The organism is Paenibacillus sp. GCM10023250, from assembly GCF_042653205.1.
Lineage (GTDB): Bacteria > Bacillota > Bacilli > Paenibacillales > Paenibacillaceae > Paenibacillus_Z.
Map to the genome: position 1 here is coordinate 95,127 of NZ_JBHSHY010000009.1, position 19,126 is coordinate 114,252.

Sequence of the window (19,126 nt, forward strand, 5' to 3'; positions counted from 1 at the left end):
ACCTTGCAAGCCAAAAGCCCGGACGGCTGTCCGGGCTTTCGCTTGCTTTATTTCGCGGCCGCGCTCCACAATTCCACGCGGTCCTTCACGTACTTCTCGTAGCCGTCTTCCATCTTCTCGACGCCGGCTTTCTTGAGCTCTTCCATGTACGCGTCCCACACCTTGTCGAAGTCGGCCGGCTTCGCGAGAATCGCTTCCGGAATCCGCTTCCACGTAATATCGCGCATCTTCAGGCCCAGAATCGTCACTTCGTCCTCGCCCGGGATGGAGATGTTCCACGCCGCGCCGTACGCCTTGACCTTGAACTCGTCTTCTTTCGGGAAGAGGTCCTTCCACGTCGTCGCCTTATATGCCGCCAGCGTTTCCTTCTCCACGTCGCTGTAGCCGTTCACGAGCTGCTCGGGGAAGTTCTTCGTGTAGTAGTTGCCGCTCGGATCCTTCGCGCCGTCGCCGTAGTGCGCCATGATGTTCCAGTAGAAGCCGATGCCGGACTCCTTCGTGAACGCCGTGTTGTCGTTGTTGATGCGGTCCTGCACTTCCTTCGGCACGACGCGCTTGCCGTTCTCCATGACGTAGTGCTTGCCTTCGATGCCCCAGTTGTTGAGGACTTGGCCTTCGTCGGACGCGAGGAAGTCCAGGAACTTGATCGCGCGGACCGGATCTTTACACGTGCTGGAGATCGCGATGCCGTAGCCGCCCATGAAGCCCGTCGGCCAGAACGACGTATCCTTGTAATCCTTCGTCAGCGTGACTGGGTAGTGGCCGTACGTCTGGTCGAACTTGCCGGCCGTCTTCAGCGCCTGCTGCGCGTCGTTATAATCCCAGTCTTGGTCGATGAGGCCAAGCACGCGGCCCGTCGCGACCTTCGCCTTGTACTGGTCGTACTTCTGCACGAAGCTTTCTTTGTCCAGGAGGCCGATGTCGTTCATGTGGTTCAGCCAGCGGAAATATTCCTTCTCTTCCGGACGGCGGAAGTGGTACGTCACTTCGTTCGTCTCTTGATCGATGAAGTATTCGCCGTCATCCGAGCCGCCGGTCGTCAGGAACGCCGGGTTCGTCACGGAAATGTACATATGCCAGTCGTCGGCGTTCAGGGAAAGGCCGATGTTCTTGTTGCCGTTCTCGTCGGTCGGGTGCTTCTTCAGATAGTCCGAGATGACCTTCTCATAATCCTGCACTGTGCGGATCTCCGGATAGCCGGCTTCCTTCACGACGCGGTGCTGCAGCTCGAAGCCGCCGCCGGCCACGAAGCGCTGCTCGTCCGCCGCCGCCCAGGTCGGGATGGCGTAGATCGCTTGGTCGTCGTTCGTATACTTCGCGCGCACCATGTAATCGCCGAGCACCTTCTTGATATTCGGCGCGTATTTGTCGATCAGTTCCGTCAGATCGAGCACGGCGCCGGCATCCACCAGCTTGCCGATATCGCCCTTCGCCGCGATCAGGTCCGGATATTCGCCGCTCGTCGCGATGAGCGCCACTTTCTGCGTCGGATCGCCGACCGCGAATTCGGCATCCAGCGTTACGCCGGTGCGCTTCGTGATTTCCTTGGACACGTCATCCTGCATGTTGTTCCAGTTCGGGTTCGGGTCTTCGCTGAAGTAAGAGAATGTAATCGGCGACAAATCTTCGGCCGCGTCCTTGCCGCCGTTCGTATTTGCATTCGTGCTCGCGTTCGCATTGCCGTTCGCCGCGGCACCGCTGTTGTCCGCGGTGTTGTTGCCGCCGTTATTGCCGCCGCATGCCGCCAGCATGCCGCTCAGCAGCACGACGGAAAGCACCGTCGTGGCCTTCTTCGAAATCCCTCGCTGCATCTTGCAAACCCTCCCAATTTTGAATATCGGTTATTTGTATTGTATAAACAGGAACCCTGTCGATACCGGTGCGGTGTGGTGCCTCATGTTTCCGTGATTCGCGAGCTTGCCGCGCCGCAGGGCTTCCATACTCGAAGCCCTGCCTGGCCGTAAGGCCCGGTAAAAAGAGACCGAAGGTCGAAGCGGAGTAGGAGCAACGTCAGTGGTCGCCTTTGTAGCCGGATTTCCACCGTTCCTGAATTCGCCAATTCAGGAAATTCGGCTACAACAGCGAGCGGATACCCGCTTCGACCGCAGGTCGCTTTTTACATTCCGGGCCGACGCTCAGCTCTTAACGGCGCCCAGCGTCATGCCCTTCACGAAATACCGCTGCAGGAACGGATACACCACGAGGATCGGCACCGTCACGATGATCGTGATCGCCATCTTCACCGACTCCGGCGAGATCTGCGCCATAACCTCCGTCATGTTGCGGCCGCGGAAGCTGTCGGCGTTCGTCGTGGTGCTCTGGATGACCTTCATCAGCTCATATTGCAGCGTCGTCAGATGATCCTTCGACCCGTTGTACAGGTACGTGTCGAACCAAGCGTTCCACTGCCCGACCGCTAGGAAGAGCGCGATCGTGGCCAGCGCCGGCTTCGTCAGCGGCAGGATGACCCGCCAGTAGATCGTGAAGTCGTTGGCGCCGTCGAGCTTCGCGGATTCCTGCAGCGCGTAAGGAATGCCGTCGATGAAGGAGCGGATGACGAACACATTGAACGCGCTTACGAGTCCGGGCAGGATGTAGACCGCGAACGTGCCCATCAAGTGCAGATCCTTAATCAGGATGTAGGTCGGAATCAAGCCGCCCGAGACGTACATCGTGAGCGCGAGGAACGTCGAGACGAAGCGCCGTCCCTGGAAGTCGGCCCGGCTGAGCGTGAACGCCAGCATCGAGGCGCTGATCAGGCCGAGCACCGTGCCGATGACCGTGCGCAGCGTCGAGATTTTGAGGCCCGTGATGAGGCCGGAGAACGCGAATATCGTTTCGTAGTTCTTGAACGTGAATTCCCGCGGGTAGATCGTGATGCCGCCGCGCACGCTGTCCGTGGAGTCGTTCAGCGAGATCGCGAGCACGTTCAGGAACGGATACAGCGTGACGATGGTCACCAGTGTGATGACGATGTAGACGACGAGATCAAAGACGCGGTCGGACCAGGGCGTGCCGCGTGAGAAGATGCCTGCTTTCATGCCCTACCCTCCCTTAAATGATGCTTTCCTTCGTGATTTTCTTGAAGATGCCGTTGGCCGCGAAGAGCAGGATGACGCTGACGACGGAGTTGAAAATGTTGATCGCCGTACCGAATGAATACCTGCCGGTGCCGAGCCCGTAGTTGAGCGCGTACAAGTCGAGCGTCTGCGAATAGTCGCGGACCAGGTTATTGCCGAGCAGGAACTGCTTCTCGAAGCCGATGCTGATAAGGTGGCCGATCGAGATGATGATCAGGACGATGATCGTGGAACGGATGCCCGGCAGCGTGATGTGCCACGCCTGCTGCAGCCGGCTGGCGCCGTCGACGCGCGCCGCCTCGTACAGCTCTGGTCCGATGCCGGCGATCGCCGCCAGGTAGATGATCGTGTTCCAGCCGGTTTCTTTCCAGACGTCGGACGCCGTGACGATGCCCCAGAACAAATTGCCTTTGCCCGAGAACTGGATCGGCTCGCTGATCAGGTGCAGCCCGACGAGCAGCTCGTTGACCGCGCCGTTGTCCGTCGACAGCATCTTCGTGACGATGCCCGCCGCGACGACCCAGGACACGAAGTGCGGCAAGTACGAGACCGTCTGTACGAACCGCTTCAGGAAGCCGACCCGCACCTCGTTCAGCAGAATCGCGAACACGATCGGAATGATGAAGCCGGCGATCAGCCCCATGATGCTCATCGCGAGCGTATTGCGCAGCGCCTGGAAGAATTGATCGTCGTGGAACAGCTCCCGGAAGTACTGCAGCCCGACCCATTTCTGGTCCAGGAACGAGCTCTTCGGCTTGAACTTCTGGAATGCCATCGTCCAGCCCCATAACGGCAAGTAGTTGAACACGAATACCCAGAGCACGAACGGGACCGACATCAGGTACAAATATTTCTGCTGGAAGAACTTGTGCCAGAACCGGGATTTCGGCCGCGCCGCCGCTTGCGGCTTCGACATTGTAACGGCTTTCATAAGGCGATACCTCCTTGCGTATGCCTTCATGATAGCGGAAATGAAGCGCTTCCAATACCACTACAATTGAGGGTAAAATCATGCGAAAATTGCATCATCCGAACGAGCCATGCGCTATTTTTTCCGGTAGGCGGACGGCGAGACGCCGACGTATTTGCGGAATTTGCCGTGGAAATAGTCGACGTTCGCGTAGCCGACCTTCTCCGCCACCTGGTAGATTTTCAGCCCTTGGTCCAGCAGCTCCTTGGCCTTCCCGATCCGCACCTTGTCGAGGTACGTGTTGAAGTACTCGCCGGTCTCGCTCTTGAACAGCTTGCCGAGGTAAGCGCTGTTGTAATTGAACACCTCCGCCAGCGTCTCCAGCTTCAGGTTCTCGTCGTAGCTACGGTGGATCAAATCGATCATCCGCTTGATCTGCTTGTCACCGCTGCAGGATGCGCCGCCCGTCGCCAGCTTCGGCAGCGTCTCGGTCAAGTCGCGCTCCAGCTCGTCGTAGCGGACGTGGCGGTAGATCGCCTTCATGCACGCGGACAGCCGCGCGTTGTCGAGCTTCCGGTCGTCGCCGCCGTGGGACAGCTTGCCGGCCGCGGCCGCGACGAGGTCCGCGAACGCCGTCTTGATCGCTTCCTCCGAGCGGCCGCCGGCGATGAGGCGGCGCCCCAGCCCTTCGACGAGCTGCGCGACCGCGCCGGCGTTCCCGACGTCGATGGCGAAAAACAGCTTGTCCGCGAGCGCGGGCAGGCCGTCCGCGATATCCGCCTCGCCGCCGTCCGCGGTGCCACCGTCCATCCCGCCGGCGGCCGCCTCGGCGCCTCCGGCTTCCGCTGGATGCAGCGGCGCCGTCGAAGCCGCGATCAGCTCGCCGCTCGCGTAGAAGAACGAGCGGTCGAGCAGCGCCGCCGCTTCCGCGTACGATCGGCGCACGTCCGCGAGCGACGCGACCGGCGAGCCGGCCGCCGCCGCGATCTGCGCGCACGGCTCCGCCACCAGCCCGGCGATGTCGGCGTAAACGCGCCGCCGCGCCGCTTCCGAGCCGAGATCGGCCGGCAGCAGCAGGACGATCGCCGCCTCCATCGTCACGGCGACGCCTTTGTCCTTGGCGTCGTAGGCCTGCAGGAAGCGCTCGCGAATCGCGGCGAACCGCTCAGGGTTCGGCTCCATCCCGCGCAGCCTGACCGCCGCGACGCTGTAGCGCTCCCAGCGCAGGCCGAGCGCCTCCAGCTCCTCGGGCTCCGGCAAGCGCTCCTGCCGCGCCTTGCCCTGCGCGAGCAAGGCGTGCAGCAGCTTCTGGCGGCTCCACGCCCGCCGCGCTCCGCTTTCCTCCCGCTCCTTCCGGCTCCGGTCCAGCACGCCGCGCAGTCGGACCAGATGCTCCGCGAGCTCATCCTCGTCGACCGGCTTCAGCAGGTAGCCGTCGATGTTCAGCCCGATGGCCTTCTTGGCGTAATCGAAGTCGGCGTACCCGCTCAGAATGAGCACGCGCACGCCGCTGCCCGTTTTCCGGACGGCCTCCACGAGCTCGAGCCCGCTCATGCCCGGCATGCGAATGTCCACGATGAGCAGGTCGGGTTGATGCCGCTCGATTTTGCGCATGGCGTCGCCGCCGTTCGCGGCCGTGTCCGCGACCCGGTACCCGAACGCCTCCCAGTCGATTAACGTACGCAGTCCTTCGCGGATCGTCGGTTCGTCGTCGGTAATCAGCACGTTATACATCGTTGTTCGCCTCCATCGGTATCGAAAAGTGTACGCTTGTTCCCACGCCCGCCTCGCTCTGGATCCGCAGCCCGCAATCCTGGCCGTACATGAGCTTCAGGCGCATATGCACGTTGCGGAGCCCGATCCGGTGGCCTTCGCGCTCCTCGGTCTCGTCGAGCGACCGGTTCAGCGCCTCCAGCTTCTCCCGGGGCATGCCCGCTCCATCGTCCGCGACTTCGATGTCGATTCTATTCGCGCGGCCGTCGCTCGGAGCCGCGGTGATGCGCACGCTGCCTCCCGCCTCGCGGTTCTCCAGGCCGTGAATGACCGCGTTCTCGACGAGCGGCTGGATGATCAGCGGCAGGATCGGCACGTCCTGGACGCCGGGATCGATCCGCAGCTCGTACCGCATCCGGTCCTCGTAGCGGAATTTCTGGATGTCGAGGTAGCAGCGCACGAGATCGATCTCATGGCGCAGCAGGACGGTGCGGCTGCCGGCCTCGAGGTTTTTGCGCATCATTTTGCCGAGCAGCCGGACGACGTTCGAGATGTCGCGTTCGCCCTTCAGATGCGCCTTCATGCGGATCGATTCGAGCGCGTTGAACAGGAAATGCGGGTTGATCTGGCTCGCCATCATCTTGAACTTGATTTCGTTTTGCCGCGACTGCAGCTCGACTTTCTGCCGGTTGGAATCCTGCAGCTCGACGATCAGGCCGTTGATGCTGGCGACCATGCCGTTGAACTGGCGCGACAGCTGCCCGATCTCGTCCTTGCCGTCGATCTCGAGTGCGACGTCCAGATTGCCGGTGCCGACCTTCGCGATATGTTTGCTGAGCCGCATCATCCGTTTGGAGAGCATGGCGGAGAAGCCGTAGACGAGCATGATCGCCACCGCCAGACTGACGAGAATGACGGTCAGGGCCAGCTTGATGATCCGGTTCGGCTCCTTCATGATGTCGTCGAAGGAGAAGACCGAGATGATCCGCAAGTCGTTCAGGCTCGATTCCGGCACGAGCGGCTCGATCTGGATCTGCGACGACTTGCCGTCGACCAGCGCCTTGAAGCTCCCGCTCTTCGCCGCGATCACCTTCGGGTCGTAGCTGATGCTCGCGAGCGTGCTGCCGATGCGGCCCGGCCGGTTCGCCGCGACGATCCGGTTATTCCCGTCCACGATCATCGTCTCGAACGGCTCCTGGCTCAGAATTCCGCTCAGCTTATCCGAACTGACGTTGATGACGAGGACGCCGCTCGTGTGCTCCGTCAGGAAGTCGATTTTGCGCACGAGACTGAGGTAATAGCGGTTGTCCCGCTCATCCTTCATGTAGTACCAGGCGGCCAGGCCGCTGCTCGTCAGCGCCCGCTGGTACCAGTCGGATGCGACGGTCGCCTGCGTCGGCTGCAGAAATTCCCAGTTGTTCAGCAGCGTCCGGTTGTTCACGTACAGGCGAATGTTGGAGATGTCCTTGTAGAGCCGGATGTAATCCTTGATGTCCGGGTATTCCTTGTACGCCTTGACGACCTCGTAGACGGACTCGTAGTGCCGGTTGGCCAGCGTCTCCAGGCGGCTGTCGTTGGACATGCGGTACGAGATGTCGTACGACACGTTGATCACCTCGCCGGTGCGCTTCTTGACCCGTTCGACGTTATTCGCCGTCTGCTCGAGCGCGTTGTCGAGCGCCATGTTCTGCAGCTCGCCCGTCAGGAAGGCGCCGACGATCAGGACGGGCACGAACGCCACGAATATAAACGAGAGCACCAGCTTCGTGCGAAGCTTCATATCGTTGATGGCGCGGATCATGAAGTGGATCAGGCGAATACCCCTTTCTAGTGGCGAAACTCAAATCTATCCGTTCATGGACCCCGGTTCTTGTTGCGAGCCTCATATATTGAAAGCGTTTACATAAGCTAGCAAAAGAAAATGGTCATTGTCATTGTAAACAAATGACCATTCCATCGCTAGAGTAAAATTTTTCCCTTTTTTCATATCATAATTAGTGATTTTCAGTGAAAAACTGTACTTTTCCCAGTCCGGCCGCGTCTTCAGGTGGTGCCTGGCAGCATCGGCAGCTGCAGTTTGACCGTCTCCTCGCCGTCGCTGAACTTCTGCACCTCGTCCTTCAGCAGCAGCATGCGGCGGTCGAGCATGCCGATCATGTCCGCCGTCGCCTTCAGCTGCTCGCGGATCGTCGCCGGCATGTCGTCGTGGAACTGATAATAGATCTTATGCTCGAGGCTGGCCCAGAAATCCATCGCGATCGTCCGCAGCTGAATTTCCACGTTCACGAGCTCGGTCCGGTCCGACAGGAAGATCGGAATCCGGATGATCAGGTGCAGGCTCTGGTAGCCGTTCGGCTTCGGATGCTTGATGTAATCCTTCACTTCGACGACCTCGACGTCGCCTTGGCTGCGGATCATGTCGTACACGCGGTAAACGTCCGTCGTGAAGGAGCAGATGACGCGGACGCCGGCGATGTCGCGAATATGCTTCGCGGCGTTCTCCTTCGATACCTCGAGCCCTTTGCGCTGCAGCTTCTCGACGATGCCCTCGGGCGATTTGATCCGCGTCTTGACGTGCTCGATCGGGTTGTAGTTTTGAATGAATTGCAGTTCTTCGTTCAGGATCGTCAGCTTGGTGCTGACCTCGTCCAGCGCGAATTTATAGCTCATGAGCATTTTCGCCCATTCCATGACCATTTGTTTATCCATCATCGTTCATTTCACTCCTGCTGCGTAATCGTACGGAATATGCGATTCGTCACAAGATCGGAGACAGCAGCCGCACGCATGATTCCCGGAACCGCTCCAGCCGCGAGCGCCGCTGGTACTGCTCGTAGGTCAGCTCCGTGCAATACCGCATGTCTTCCTCGAAAATCCGCTTCAACGCCATGGCCGTCTTCGTGTCGTACAGGATGGCGTTGATCTCGAAATTCAGCTTGAAGCTCCGGATGTCCACGTTCGCCGTGCCGACCGAGGCGATGGTGCCGTCGACGACGAGCGCCTTCGCGTGAAGAAACCCTTTCTCGTACAGGTAGCACTTCATGCCTTCCTCGAGCAGCTCGCCCAAATACGAGAAGGTTGCCCAATAGACCATCTTATGATCCGGTCTGCTCGGCAGCATGATCCGCACGTCGATGCCCGACAGCACAGCCAGCTTGAGCGCGTTCAGCAAGCTTTCGTCGGGGATGAAATACGGCGTCTGCATGTAAATCGAGTGCTTGGCGGAATGAATCATCTTAATATAGGCGTTCTTGATCTGCTCGAGCGTCTGGTCCGGCCCGCTGGAGACGATCTGAATGCCCGTCGTCCCGGTGTTCGCCGCCGGCGGGAACAGGCCCAGCACCTCCCGGCTGAACGTCGTGTGGCTGGCCAGATTCCAGTCCATCATGTAATGGGCCTGCATCTGGAGAACGGCATAGCCGGTAATGCGCAGATGCGTATCGCGCCAGAAGCCGAACCGCTTATTAAGGCCCATATACTCGTCGCCGACGTTGAAGCCGCCGATGTAGCCGATCTGGCCGTCGATGATGACGAGCTTCCGGTGGTTGCGGTAATTCACGCGGATGTTCAAGTACGGAATCTTGGACGGGAAGAAGTACGCCACTTCCCCGCCGGCCTTGACCAATTCGCCGAAGAACTCCCGCTTGAGCAGCGAGCTGCCGATATCGTCCACGAGGAAGCGCACCTTGACGCCCTGCTTCGCTTTCTCGGTCAGCGCGTCGACGAGCCGTCTGCCGAGCCCGTCGTTATGGACGATATAGTACATCAGGTGAATATGGTGGGTCGCCCGCTCGATATCCGCGAACAGCGCGTCGAACTTGTCGGGGCCGTTCGTGTAAATATCGACGTGGTTGTTCTGCGTGTACAGCGCGAACCCGCTCGTCAAATTCATGCAGATCAGATCCATGTAACGCTCCGCCGCATCATCATTAAACACAATCCGATGGTCGCGAAACTCCCGCCGCTGCTGCTCGATGAGGGCGTTCATCGTTTCCCTCGTCCGCTTGTTCAGCTTGTACAGCTTCTTCTTGCTGAGATTCTGCCCGAAAACCAGGTACACGACGAACCCGACCGCCGGCAAAAACAGCAGCACCATCAGCCACGCCCAGGTGACTCCGACGTTCCGGCGTTCCATGAACATGACCGCGATCGCTAGCGGAATGTTGATGACGGTTATGATGGTTACGAAGTTCGATAAGAAAAAATGGGTCATGACGTCGGTTCCTCTCGGCTCGGCGTTGCGGTAGTTCGCTTGTCCAGTATACCCCATCCGGGGGGCCGGAGGAAAATCGGGCGGGGAGAATGGCAAGCGCTTCTCGAATTTGCATAATTTGCCGTTATTTCGCAAATGATATCCGGGATATAAACGGAAGAGAACGATTGGTGGGATAGATCGAGATGTCGAATCATAACGATGCAACTTCCGGCCACAGCCCAAGTCAATCCATGCCTGCCGAAGCGCCGATCGATACCGACCTTCTTCATAATGTCGCCAATATCCGAGAGGCGCTGGACAACAGCTCCGATCTGATCGTTCGCTTCATCGATCATGCCGGTCGTCCGGGCGCGCTGGCGTTGCTCTATATCGACGGGATGTCGAAATCCCAAACCATTAACGAATCTATTTTAGATCCTCTTACTTCATCCCAATCCGGGCCGGTTCCCGAAGCGATCAAAGATCGCGTGAAACAAGCCATCTCCATTGCGAATATACAGGAAACGAATACGCTGCCGGCTATTCTTTCCGCGCTTGTATCCGGAAGAACCGTGATTGCGATCGATGGCGGCTCGAGCGCTCTCCTATTGGATACCAAACAAATCGAATCGCGCACCATCTCCGAACCGACCACGCAAACGGTCATACGCGGCCCCAAAGATTGTTTTACGGAGAACCTCAGGACCAATACATCCTTGGTGAGGGCGCGTATTCAAAGTCCGAAACTGCGGCTTGAACAGACGAAGATCGGGGACGTGACGCAGACGGCCGTCGAAATCATGTACCTGAAAGACATCGCGGACGAAGGCATCGTCACAGAAGTCAGGCGGCGTCTGCAAAACATCCAAATCGACGGCATACTCGAATCGGGCTACATCGAAAGCTTCATCCAAGACAAACAACAATCGCCCTTTCCGACCGTGCTGAATACGGAGCGTCCGGATATCGTGGCCGGAAATTTGCTTGAAGGGCGCGTCGCCATTTTTATCAGCGGCACGCCTTTCGTTCTCATCGTGCCCGTAACGTTTACGCAATTTTTTCAGTCCCCGGAGGATTATTATCAGAATCCCTATATCGGCAGCATGCTGAGGTTTTTGCGTTTGGTGGCGTTCCTGCTCTCGCTGTACGCGCCTTCTTTATATGTCGCCATGATTACGTTTCACCAGGCTCTCGTGCCTACCGTTCTACTGATCAGCATTGCCGCGCAACGGGAAGCCATTCCGTTTCCGGTAATCGTCGAGGCACTTCTCATGGAAGTCACCTTTGAAGTGCTAAGGGAAGCCGGCATCCGCATGCCGAGAGCCGTAGGCCCGGCCCTCTCGATCGTAGGCGCGCTTATCTTGGGTCAAGCGGCCGTGGAGGCAGGTCTCGTATCCGCCGCGATCGTAATCATCGTGTCGATCACCGCGATCGCCAGCTTCGCGCTTCCCAACTACAACATCGGCATAACGGCACGCTTGCTTCGTTTCCTGCTGCTCTTCGTTGCTTCCTATTGCGGGTTGTACGGGCTCTTGATCGCGACGCTTATCGCGGGCATGCACATGTGCGGCCTTCGGTCATTCGGAGTTCCCTACCTCGCTCCCATGGCTCCGTTCAGGCTTCGCGAGCAGAAGGACGTGCTGCTGCGCTTCCCGATCCAAAGCTTGTCAGGGCCAGACGTCTCGAAACGAACAAACGAATAAAGCGGGGGAGCGTAAGTGAAAACGACGTTAGGCTGCATGATCATCATGGTATTGCTCGCTCTCGCGGGGTGCTCGAATTACAAAGAATTAAACGAGCTTTCCATTGTCCTCGGTTTGGGAATCGATTATTTGCCCAATAAAGACATGTACGAGGTTACGTACCAGGTGGTGAATCCGATCGAGAATGCCGCCAAAAGCACGGGGTCCGGAACTACGCCTGTCATCGACATTAAAACGACCGGCAAGACGCTGGCCGAAGCGGCGATTAACCACGCAAATGTTTTTTCGCGGAGAAACATTTATTCGCACATTCAAGTCATCGTGCTCGGCGAGACGCTGGCGAGGAAGGAGAGTTTAAACTTCATATTCGACATCTTCGAGCGGGATGCCAACGTGCGCGTGAATATTCCAATCTTGGTAGCCCGAAATACGGATGTGAAAACCCTCCTGGATACTCTTGTCACGATCGATAAAATCCCCGTTCGGTCGCTGGAAGGTAAATTGGAGAACTCTTCGCAAATTCTGGGGGACCACGCCAACACCAAAATCTACGACGTCATCGAAGATTTGACGAACCTGGGGTCGGAACCAGCCATAAGCGGAATTACCGTCATCGGCAATAAAAAGACCGGCATTACGAAGAAGAACTTGGAAAGCATGGAGAAGAGCTACGCCGCACTCAACGGAATAGGGCTCTTTCGCAAGGGAATGCTCGTCGGGTGGATGGAAGGGCATAAGACAAAGTCGCTCCAAATCATAGCCAACAAAATAAAAAGAACCTACTTGCGGATCCCGTGCGACGAGAAGCACTATAACGCGGTTATCATCGACCGGCTGCGCAGTCATACCCATGTCGATGTGACAAATAATCAAACCGAGATTACCGTACAGGTCCAGGGTTACGGATTCATCGCCGAAATGCTGTGCAACACGGACATAAGCCAGCGCAATGTGCTCCGGAAATATGAAGATGAGGCAGCACTGGAGATGGAGAAGGAGATCAAGGAAGGCATTAGGTTCGCGCAAAAGATGAAGAGCGACGTGTTCGGCTTCGGAGAAATCCTGCACTATTCGCATCTTCGGAAATGGAACGACCACAAAGGTCAATGGGATGAGTTATTTTCGAAGGCGAAGATAACCGTTCACGCGAGAATCGACATCGAAGGGGTGGGCATGAGAATCAAGCCGTATCCTTATTGATCAAGGAGCCTGATAGCAAGATGCGCCAGGAAAACATAAACGGGTTTCAGCTGTTTAGCGTCATGTTTTTATTCGAGCTTGGAAGCGCCATTCTGGTCGGACTGGCCGCCGACGCCCATCAGGATGCCTGGATGTCGGTCATCTTGGCAGCGGGTTTGGGCTGCATTCTGTATTGGGTGTACGCGAAGCTGAGCGGCCTATACCCGTCCAAGACGCTGATCCAATATCTCCAAAGCATTCTGGGTACGTTTCTAGGCTGGCTGATCGGGCTCGCATATGTCGTTTATTTCATTTACGTCGCATCCCGCGTCCTGCGCGATTTCGAGGAGCTCCTCGTGATTACCGCCTATCGGTCTAGCACGCTCCTGACCATCGGCATCATCATGATGATTTGCGTCATGTATGCGGCCCATCAGGGCGCGGAGGTTTTTTTCCGCATCGCGGAGATTTGCTTTTTCGTCATCGCGTTCATGCTGCTTTCGTTGGTGATTCTTGAAATCGCAAGCGACATACTGAAATTGCATCATTTTCTCCCGGTATTGGAGCATGGGTGGGCCCCCGTTTTCAAAAGCGTATTTCCGAGTACGTTGACGTTTCCGTTCGGAGAAATGATCGCGTTCACGATGCTGCTGCCCTTCCTGAACAAGCAGGAACGGGCGAAGAAGGTCGGCATGGCCGCGATCGGTTCGAGCGGACTGATTTTGACGGTGTTTACGCTAACGAACATCGCCGTCTTGGGCGCCACTGTCATCGAACGCTCGGCCTTCCCGTTCCTTACCGCGGGAAGCTACATCGACATCTCGCATTTTCTACAGCGGCTTGATATCGTGGTGATCATATGCATGGTCATTCTCGGATTCGTGAAAATCGCGGTCTATTTCTACTGCGCCCTGATCGGGGCTGCTCAATTGTTCAACATCCGGGAAAGAAGAAAAATGATTTATCCGACCGGGATATTGGTGTTGATCGGCTCGCTTGTCATTGCGCCTACGTATATTCACCATATCCACGAAGGGCTGAAGGTCGTACCCTATGTGTTGCATCTTCCGCTGCAAATCGCCGTTCCCGTCCTGTTGCTGCTAATCGCATGGATTAGAAAAAAAGCCGCAAAAGCCGCGAGCTGACTCGCGGCTGCTACATACGCTTCCGGAACATCCGCTTGGCGCAGGAAATCAGAAGCGGCAGCAAAAATACGAGGCCGAGTAAATAGTCTTCTATCCCGCTTCGATATTTGATTTTGGTCAACGCATGCCACGTTTCGAAAATGCCGAACCCTTGCAGAACATCCAGCCAAGTATCGAGCGCGTAGACGAGGAGAAATAACAACACGAAAACGAGCAGCTGCTTCAAACGAATCACCTTTCCGACGTTTTCGGTAGTATTCGATTCCCGATACGGCTCTATCCGAAGTCTCCCGTCAACCCGTAAAAAAGAAAGGTGCCCGCCCGGCAACCTGCCGAGCGGGCATCATTTGGCGTACTCTACCGGCCGCCGCTTGTTCGGGAGCGAGTCTCCCTGACGGTTCTAAAGCACGCGCAGCAAATCGTCAACCACGTGCGCCAGATGCGCCTTCATCCGCTCGCTGGACTGCGCTGCGTCGCGGGCAGAGACGGCTTCGAAGATGGCGAGATGCTCGCGGTACAGCCGTTCCGCCACGGACCGGTTGGCGTAAATCTCCACGCGCCGGATGTCGCGGATGACCGACTCCAGCTGGCCGACGATCGATTCGAACAGCCGCAGCATGATGGAGTTGCGCGTCGCCTTCGCCAGCGTCAGATGAAACTGCAGGTCCGTCCGCTCGCCCTCGAGGTCGTCGCCGATCGCCGCTTCCATCTCCCGGACGAGTCCGCGAAGCACCGCGAGGTCGTCCTCCGTCGCCTTCTCCGCGGCGATCGAGGCGTTCGCCACCTCCAGCGCGTGCCGCGCCTCGAGCAATTCCAGCAGCGTCTCGCGGTTCATGCGCAGCGCCTGCAGCTCGGGCAGCTCGACCAGCGCCGGCGCCGGGGCGGCGCTGATTACGCGGCAGCCGCCGCCCTGGCGAATCTCGATATAGCCCATCGCTTTCAGCGCGCTCAGCGCCTCCCGCGTCGTGGACCGTCCGACGCCGAACTGCTCCGACATCTCCTTCGTCGAAGGCAGCTTGTCGCCGACCTTCCATTTGCCGTCCAGGATCAGCCGCTTCAGCTGCTCGGCAATCTCCTCGTAATGGTTGCGTTTGGACAAACGGGTGATTTCCATGCCGAAGCTCCTCTCCTTCCCGTTACCCGACGATCAGCGCGTACACGATGCCCGGGCCGTGCACGCCGATCGTCAGATCGTTCTCGATGTCCGCCGAGCGGCTCGGGCCGGAGATGAAGTGAATGCCGGCGGGCAGATTGCCGCGGCCCGCGCGGTCGAAGTTCACGAGAATTTCGCCGAGCCGCGTGTGCAGCCGCTCGACCGGAATGATCGCGATGAGCACCGTCGGCAGCAGGCTCACGGAGCGGCCCTTGTCCTTCGAAGACAGCACCGCGATCGAGCCGGTATACGCCGCCGCGTAATCCGCGACGACGATGCCGAAGTCCGCTTCCGCCGCGCGCGCCTTCCACTGCTCTTGCGGGTCGCTGTTCCAGACCGCGAATGAAGCGTCCGGCATCGCGTCTTCCAGCCCGAGCGCGTTCAGCTCCGGCTGGTTCTGGCGGATGACGTGCTTCGCGCCCATCTCCGCCGCCTTGCCGGCGATGAACGCGCGCGCGTCCTCCATCGTCGCGAGCCGCTCCGTATGGCCGCCGGCCGCCTTGAAGTTCGCGCGGAACCGCTCGATCCGCTCCTCGAGCGGCCAGGCGAAGCCGTTCCAAAAGTCCGGCGCCCCGCGGAACGGATGCGCCGGCGGCTCCGCCGCGCGCGGCCGCCGCAGCTTGGCGGAAATGCCGCCGATGAAGCCTGCTTGCTTCTCCCGCGACCGCGCGTCCAGCTCAGCCAGCCACGCCCGGTGTTCGTCCGTATTAGCCATGATGTCCGCGACCTCCTTTGCTTGTATTTCGTTCCTGCACGATCCGCTCCATGCGGCTCTTCATCGCTGGATCCATCTCCTGCAGACCGCGGCGGATTTCTTCCTCCATCGTCTTCCACTGCTGGCGGAACGACCGCTTCGCCAGGCTCGGCGCGACCCGGTACGTGTTCCAGCCCTTCAGCGGCCCGGCTTTCGTCCGGATCCCGCCGTCCTTCACGACGAACCGCTGGCCGAGCTGACCAAGCTTCAGCGCCGCGCCGTAGCGCTTCGCGTTCGAGACGACGGCGGCGAAGCCTTTCATCCCGAGCGCCTCGAGCTTGTCGCCCCGGCCGGCCTCGAGCTTGCGGCGGCGCAGGTAGATCAGCATCTCGTGCAGCGGTATCTTCACCGGGCATGCCTCGTAGCAGGCGCCGCACAGGCTCGACGCGTTCGCGATGTCGTCCCACTCGGCGACGTTCTTCTGCAGCGCGGGGGTCAGCACCGCGCCGATCGGGCCGCTGTACGTGCCGCCGTACGCATGGCCGCCGATGTGCCGGTAGACCGGGCAAGCGTTCAGGCAGGCGCCGCACCGGATGCAGTTGAGCAGCTCCTGGAATTCGGGATCGCCGAGCTGCAGCGAACGGCCGTTGTCGACGATGATGATGTGCATCTCCTCCGGCCCGTCGGCGTCGGCCTCGCGGCGCGGGCCGGTAATGCCGGACATGTACACCGTCAGCTTCTGGCCGGTGGCCGAGCGCGGCAGCAGCGTCGCCATCACTTCGAGATCCGACCAGGACGGAATGATGCGCTCCATGCCCATCAGGGTGATCTGCGTCTTCGGCACCGTCGACACCATCCGGGCGTTGCCTTCGTTCTCGAAGAGCACCATGGAGCCCGTCTCGGCGATCGCGAAGTTACAGCCCGTCATGCCGATGTCCGCTTCGAGGAACTTCTCCCGCAGCTTGCGGCGCACGAAGCCGGCCAGCACCTGCGTGTCCGGCGCCAGCGTCTCGCCCGCATCGGCCGACAGCAGCTCCGCGATCTGATAGCGGTTCTTGTGAATCGCCGGAATGATGATATGCGACGGCGTCTCGCCCGCCAGCTGGATGATGTATTCGCCGAGATCCGTCTCGATCGCCTCGACGCCGATCTCCTCCAGCGCGTGGTTGAGGTGCAGCTCCTCAGTCACCATCGACTTCGACTTCACGACCGACTTCGCCTCCGCGTGCTTGGCGATATCGAGCGAGATGCGGACCGCCTCGGCCGCGGTATCGGCGAAATGCACGTGCACGCCGTTCGCCCGCGCGTTGTCCGCGAACAGGTTGAGGTAATAATCGAGATGCGCGATCGTATGCAGCCGGATCTGCCGGCCGCGCTCGCGCCATTCCTCCCAGTTGCCGTGCTCGGCCGCCGCGTTCTCCTTGCCGCTCCGCAGCCGCTCCGTCGTGAATTTGACCGCTTTCCGCAGAAAATCGTTGTTCAGCGCCAGCCCCGCGCGCTCCTTGACAGTCCCGCCGCCCGCCTGCGTTCCCATGCCGCTCATGCGCCCTTCACCCCTTCGTACAGCAGTTCGGCCAGATGCATGACGCGCACCGGCTTGTCGCGGTACCGCAAATTGCCCGCGATGTTCATGAGGCACGCCATGTCGAGCCCGACGAGCACCTCGGCTTCCGTCTCCAGCACGTGATCGGTCTTCTCCGTCACCATCGCGCCCGAAATATCGGACATTTTGATCGCGAACGTGCCCCCGAAGCCGCAGCAGTCGTTCGCGAAGGGCAGCGGCACGAGCTCGAGCCCGTTCACCCGCTCCATCAGAAGCAGCGGCTCCTCCTTCACGCCGAGCAGGCGGCTGCCGTGGCAGGACGGATGGTACGTGACCTTGTGCGGAAAATGCGCCCCGACGTCCGTGACGCCGAGCACCTGCACGAGAAACTGCGTGAATTCGTAGGACTTCTCTTGCAGCTTAAGCGCTTTCTCCAGCATGACGGGATCGTGCTCGAACAGCTTCGGATAATGATGGATCATGCCGGTACAGGAGCCCGAAGGAGAAATGACGAAATCGGCGTCCTCGAACGCGGCGATGATCGTCTGCGCGGCCTCGCGCGCTTCCTTCCAATAGCCGCTGTTGAACGCCGGCTGCCCGCAGCATGTCTGCACGGCCGGAAATTCGAGCGTGACGCCGTATTTGGCCAGCAGCCGCACCATGGCTTCCCCGACGCGCGGGTACAGCGCATCGCTCAAGCACGTTATGAATAATGACACTTTCACCTCAGCCGGCACCTCGTTTCGATGGTCTATGACGATTATTTTATCAGGTTATCAGACAACTTGACAATAGAAAATGCGGTCCGCAAGCGCCTATTTTTCGCCTTCCTTGCGGCCGCATCGTTGGTACAACCTGTCCTTGCCGGAAACTTCGCTTAGGGGTACGCCGCGGCATCCCGCCCCATCAAAGGCGAACGCACCAGCAATTTGTTGACGATCCAGCCGTCGTCCCGCGTGCCTTCCGCCAGATGGCGGCAGGCAAGCTCGATGAGTCCCGCCCACCACATCGGCGTGAGCAGCTCCCACTCCTCGGGCTCGAGCGGCGACACCTCGTCGTACCCGTATACGACCTCGTCGTACCGTCCGCGCCACGACAAGGCGAAATCGCCGACCCGGTGATCCCAGTGCGCAAGCTCGAAATCCAGAATCCCCGTCAGCTTGCCGTCTTGGAAACGCAAATTCCACGGCGTGAAGTCGCCGTGCACGACGATGCCCGGGCGGGCCCGAAGCCGCAGCCCAGCCGCGCGGTCGCGCGCACGCTCGAGATGCCAGCGCACTATCCGGACTTCCTCCGGACGGTTGCGCTCCTGCTCCGCCAGCACGCGGTCCAGCGTCTCGTCGCCGAGAATCTCCTCGCATCGCCGCCAGCCGGCGCGCTGCCCGATGCCGTCAAGCTTGGCAAGATCGGCATGAAGCCGGGCCAGCAGCCGCCCCCGCTCCCGCCGTTCCGCATCGCCGCCATCCCCGGCCGGCGGATCTCCGGGCAGGAAGGGATGCAGGCTCCACGTCTCCCCCTGCACCTCGAGCGGTCCTGCGACGACGGGCGCGACCGGCCAGCCGAGCGCGGCGACCCTTGCCAGCAGACGCACTTCATAGTCGATAGCCTCCCGCGCGGTCGCCGATGACCAGCGGCGCAGCACCAGCCGTTCGTGTCCCGACGCCACCTGCCAGTGAACGTTCAGCCGCCCGCCCAGCGGCACGGCCGACTGGACGTTGAACCGCTCCAGCACCTCTTGGCCGGGCATACCCGTTTCAGACGCTTGATCCATCAACTTCCTCCTCTCGCCCACGGCTTCCGGATTCTGCAAG

Annotated in this window: 16 protein-coding genes; 3 read left to right on the forward strand and 13 right to left on the reverse strand. The window is 59.6% G+C overall.

Annotated elements, in window-relative coordinates; translation table 11 throughout:
- Positions 1–47: 47 nt before the first annotated feature.
- From ACFPB1_RS10245 to cls, 7 genes are all read right to left on the reverse strand, one after another.
- Positions 48–1,811 carry an ABC transporter substrate-binding protein gene (locus ACFPB1_RS10245; RefSeq protein ID WP_379224708.1) on the reverse strand — a complete coding sequence of 588 codons (1,764 nt, stop codon included), beginning with the start codon at positions 1,809–1,811 and terminating at the stop codon, positions 48–50.
- A 324-nt stretch (positions 1,812–2,135) separates the two neighbouring features.
- Positions 2,136–3,041, reverse strand: coding sequence for a carbohydrate ABC transporter permease (locus ACFPB1_RS10250; protein WP_379224710.1), 906 nt, complete (start codon positions 3,039–3,041; stop codon positions 2,136–2,138).
- 13 nt (positions 3,042–3,054) lie between these two features.
- A complete protein-coding gene (locus ACFPB1_RS10255; protein ID WP_379224712.1) occupies positions 3,055–4,011 on the reverse strand; it encodes an ABC transporter permease in 957 nt (318 codons plus the stop codon).
- 114 nt (positions 4,012–4,125) lie between these two features.
- Positions 4,126–5,724 carry a response regulator gene (locus ACFPB1_RS10260; protein ID WP_379224714.1) on the reverse strand — a complete coding sequence of 533 codons (1,599 nt, stop codon included), beginning with the start codon at positions 5,722–5,724 and terminating at the stop codon, positions 4,126–4,128.
- A complete protein-coding gene (locus ACFPB1_RS10265; protein WP_379224716.1) occupies positions 5,717–7,483 on the reverse strand; it encodes a sensor histidine kinase in 1,767 nt (588 codons plus the stop codon). Before ACFPB1_RS10265 ends, ACFPB1_RS10260 begins: the two co-directional genes overlap by 8 nt.
- A 263-nt stretch (positions 7,484–7,746) precedes the next feature.
- A complete protein-coding gene (locus ACFPB1_RS10270; protein WP_379224718.1) occupies positions 7,747–8,415 on the reverse strand; it encodes a GTP pyrophosphokinase in 669 nt (222 codons plus the stop codon).
- Between the two features lie 46 nt (positions 8,416–8,461).
- The gene (cls, locus tag ACFPB1_RS10275) at positions 8,462–9,916 is read right to left on the reverse strand and encodes a cardiolipin synthase (RefSeq protein ID WP_379224720.1); all 1,455 of its coding nucleotides are present in this window, start codon (positions 9,914–9,916) and stop codon (positions 8,462–8,464) included.
- Positions 9,917–10,101: 185 nt separating this feature from the next.
- On the opposite strand from cls, the gene ACFPB1_RS10280 reads away from it, so the two are divergent.
- From ACFPB1_RS10280 to ACFPB1_RS10290, 3 genes are read left to right on the forward strand one after another with little or no spacing between them, the layout of a single operon-like run.
- Entirely contained in the window at positions 10,102–11,601 is a 1,500-nt protein-coding gene (locus ACFPB1_RS10280) for a spore germination protein (RefSeq protein WP_379224722.1), read from the forward strand.
- Between the two features lie 15 nt (positions 11,602–11,616).
- Positions 11,617–12,801 (forward strand): Ger(x)C family spore germination protein, encoded by a 1,185-nt coding sequence (locus ACFPB1_RS10285; protein ID WP_379224724.1) that lies wholly within the window; start codon positions 11,617–11,619, stop codon positions 12,799–12,801.
- Between the two features lie 20 nt (positions 12,802–12,821).
- Entirely contained in the window at positions 12,822–13,925 is a 1,104-nt protein-coding gene (locus ACFPB1_RS10290; protein ID WP_379224726.1) for a GerAB/ArcD/ProY family transporter, read from the forward strand.
- Between the two features lie 10 nt (positions 13,926–13,935).
- Here the strand turns inward: ACFPB1_RS10290 and ACFPB1_RS10295 are convergent, their stop codons facing one another.
- From ACFPB1_RS10295 to ACFPB1_RS10320, 6 genes are all read right to left on the reverse strand, one after another.
- On the reverse strand, positions 13,936–14,151 hold the full coding sequence (locus ACFPB1_RS10295) for a hypothetical protein (RefSeq protein ID WP_379224729.1): 216 nt from the start codon (positions 14,149–14,151) through the stop codon (positions 13,936–13,938).
- A gap of 174 nt (positions 14,152–14,325) precedes the next feature.
- Positions 14,326–15,039: a FadR/GntR family transcriptional regulator gene (locus tag ACFPB1_RS10300; protein WP_379224731.1), complete on the reverse strand. Its 714-nt coding sequence runs from the start codon at positions 15,037–15,039 to the stop codon at positions 14,326–14,328.
- Positions 15,040–15,061: 22 nt separating this feature from the next.
- Positions 15,062–15,793 (reverse strand): LutC/YkgG family protein, encoded by a 732-nt coding sequence (locus ACFPB1_RS10305; RefSeq protein ID WP_379224733.1) that lies wholly within the window; start codon positions 15,791–15,793, stop codon positions 15,062–15,064.
- Positions 15,786–17,306 (reverse strand): LutB/LldF family L-lactate oxidation iron-sulfur protein, encoded by a 1,521-nt coding sequence (locus ACFPB1_RS10310; RefSeq protein ID WP_379224834.1) that lies wholly within the window; start codon positions 17,304–17,306, stop codon positions 15,786–15,788. The genes ACFPB1_RS10305 and ACFPB1_RS10310 overlap by 8 nt, the downstream gene beginning before the upstream one ends.
- A 5-nt stretch (positions 17,307–17,311) precedes the next feature.
- The gene (locus ACFPB1_RS10315) at positions 17,312–18,040 is read right to left on the reverse strand and encodes a (Fe-S)-binding protein (protein WP_379224735.1); all 729 of its coding nucleotides are present in this window, start codon (positions 18,038–18,040) and stop codon (positions 17,312–17,314) included.
- A 152-nt stretch (positions 18,041–18,192) separates the two neighbouring features.
- Entirely contained in the window at positions 18,193–19,086 is an 894-nt protein-coding gene (locus ACFPB1_RS10320; protein ID WP_379224737.1) for a phosphotransferase enzyme family protein, read from the reverse strand.
- Positions 19,087–19,126: the final 40 nt, after the last annotated feature.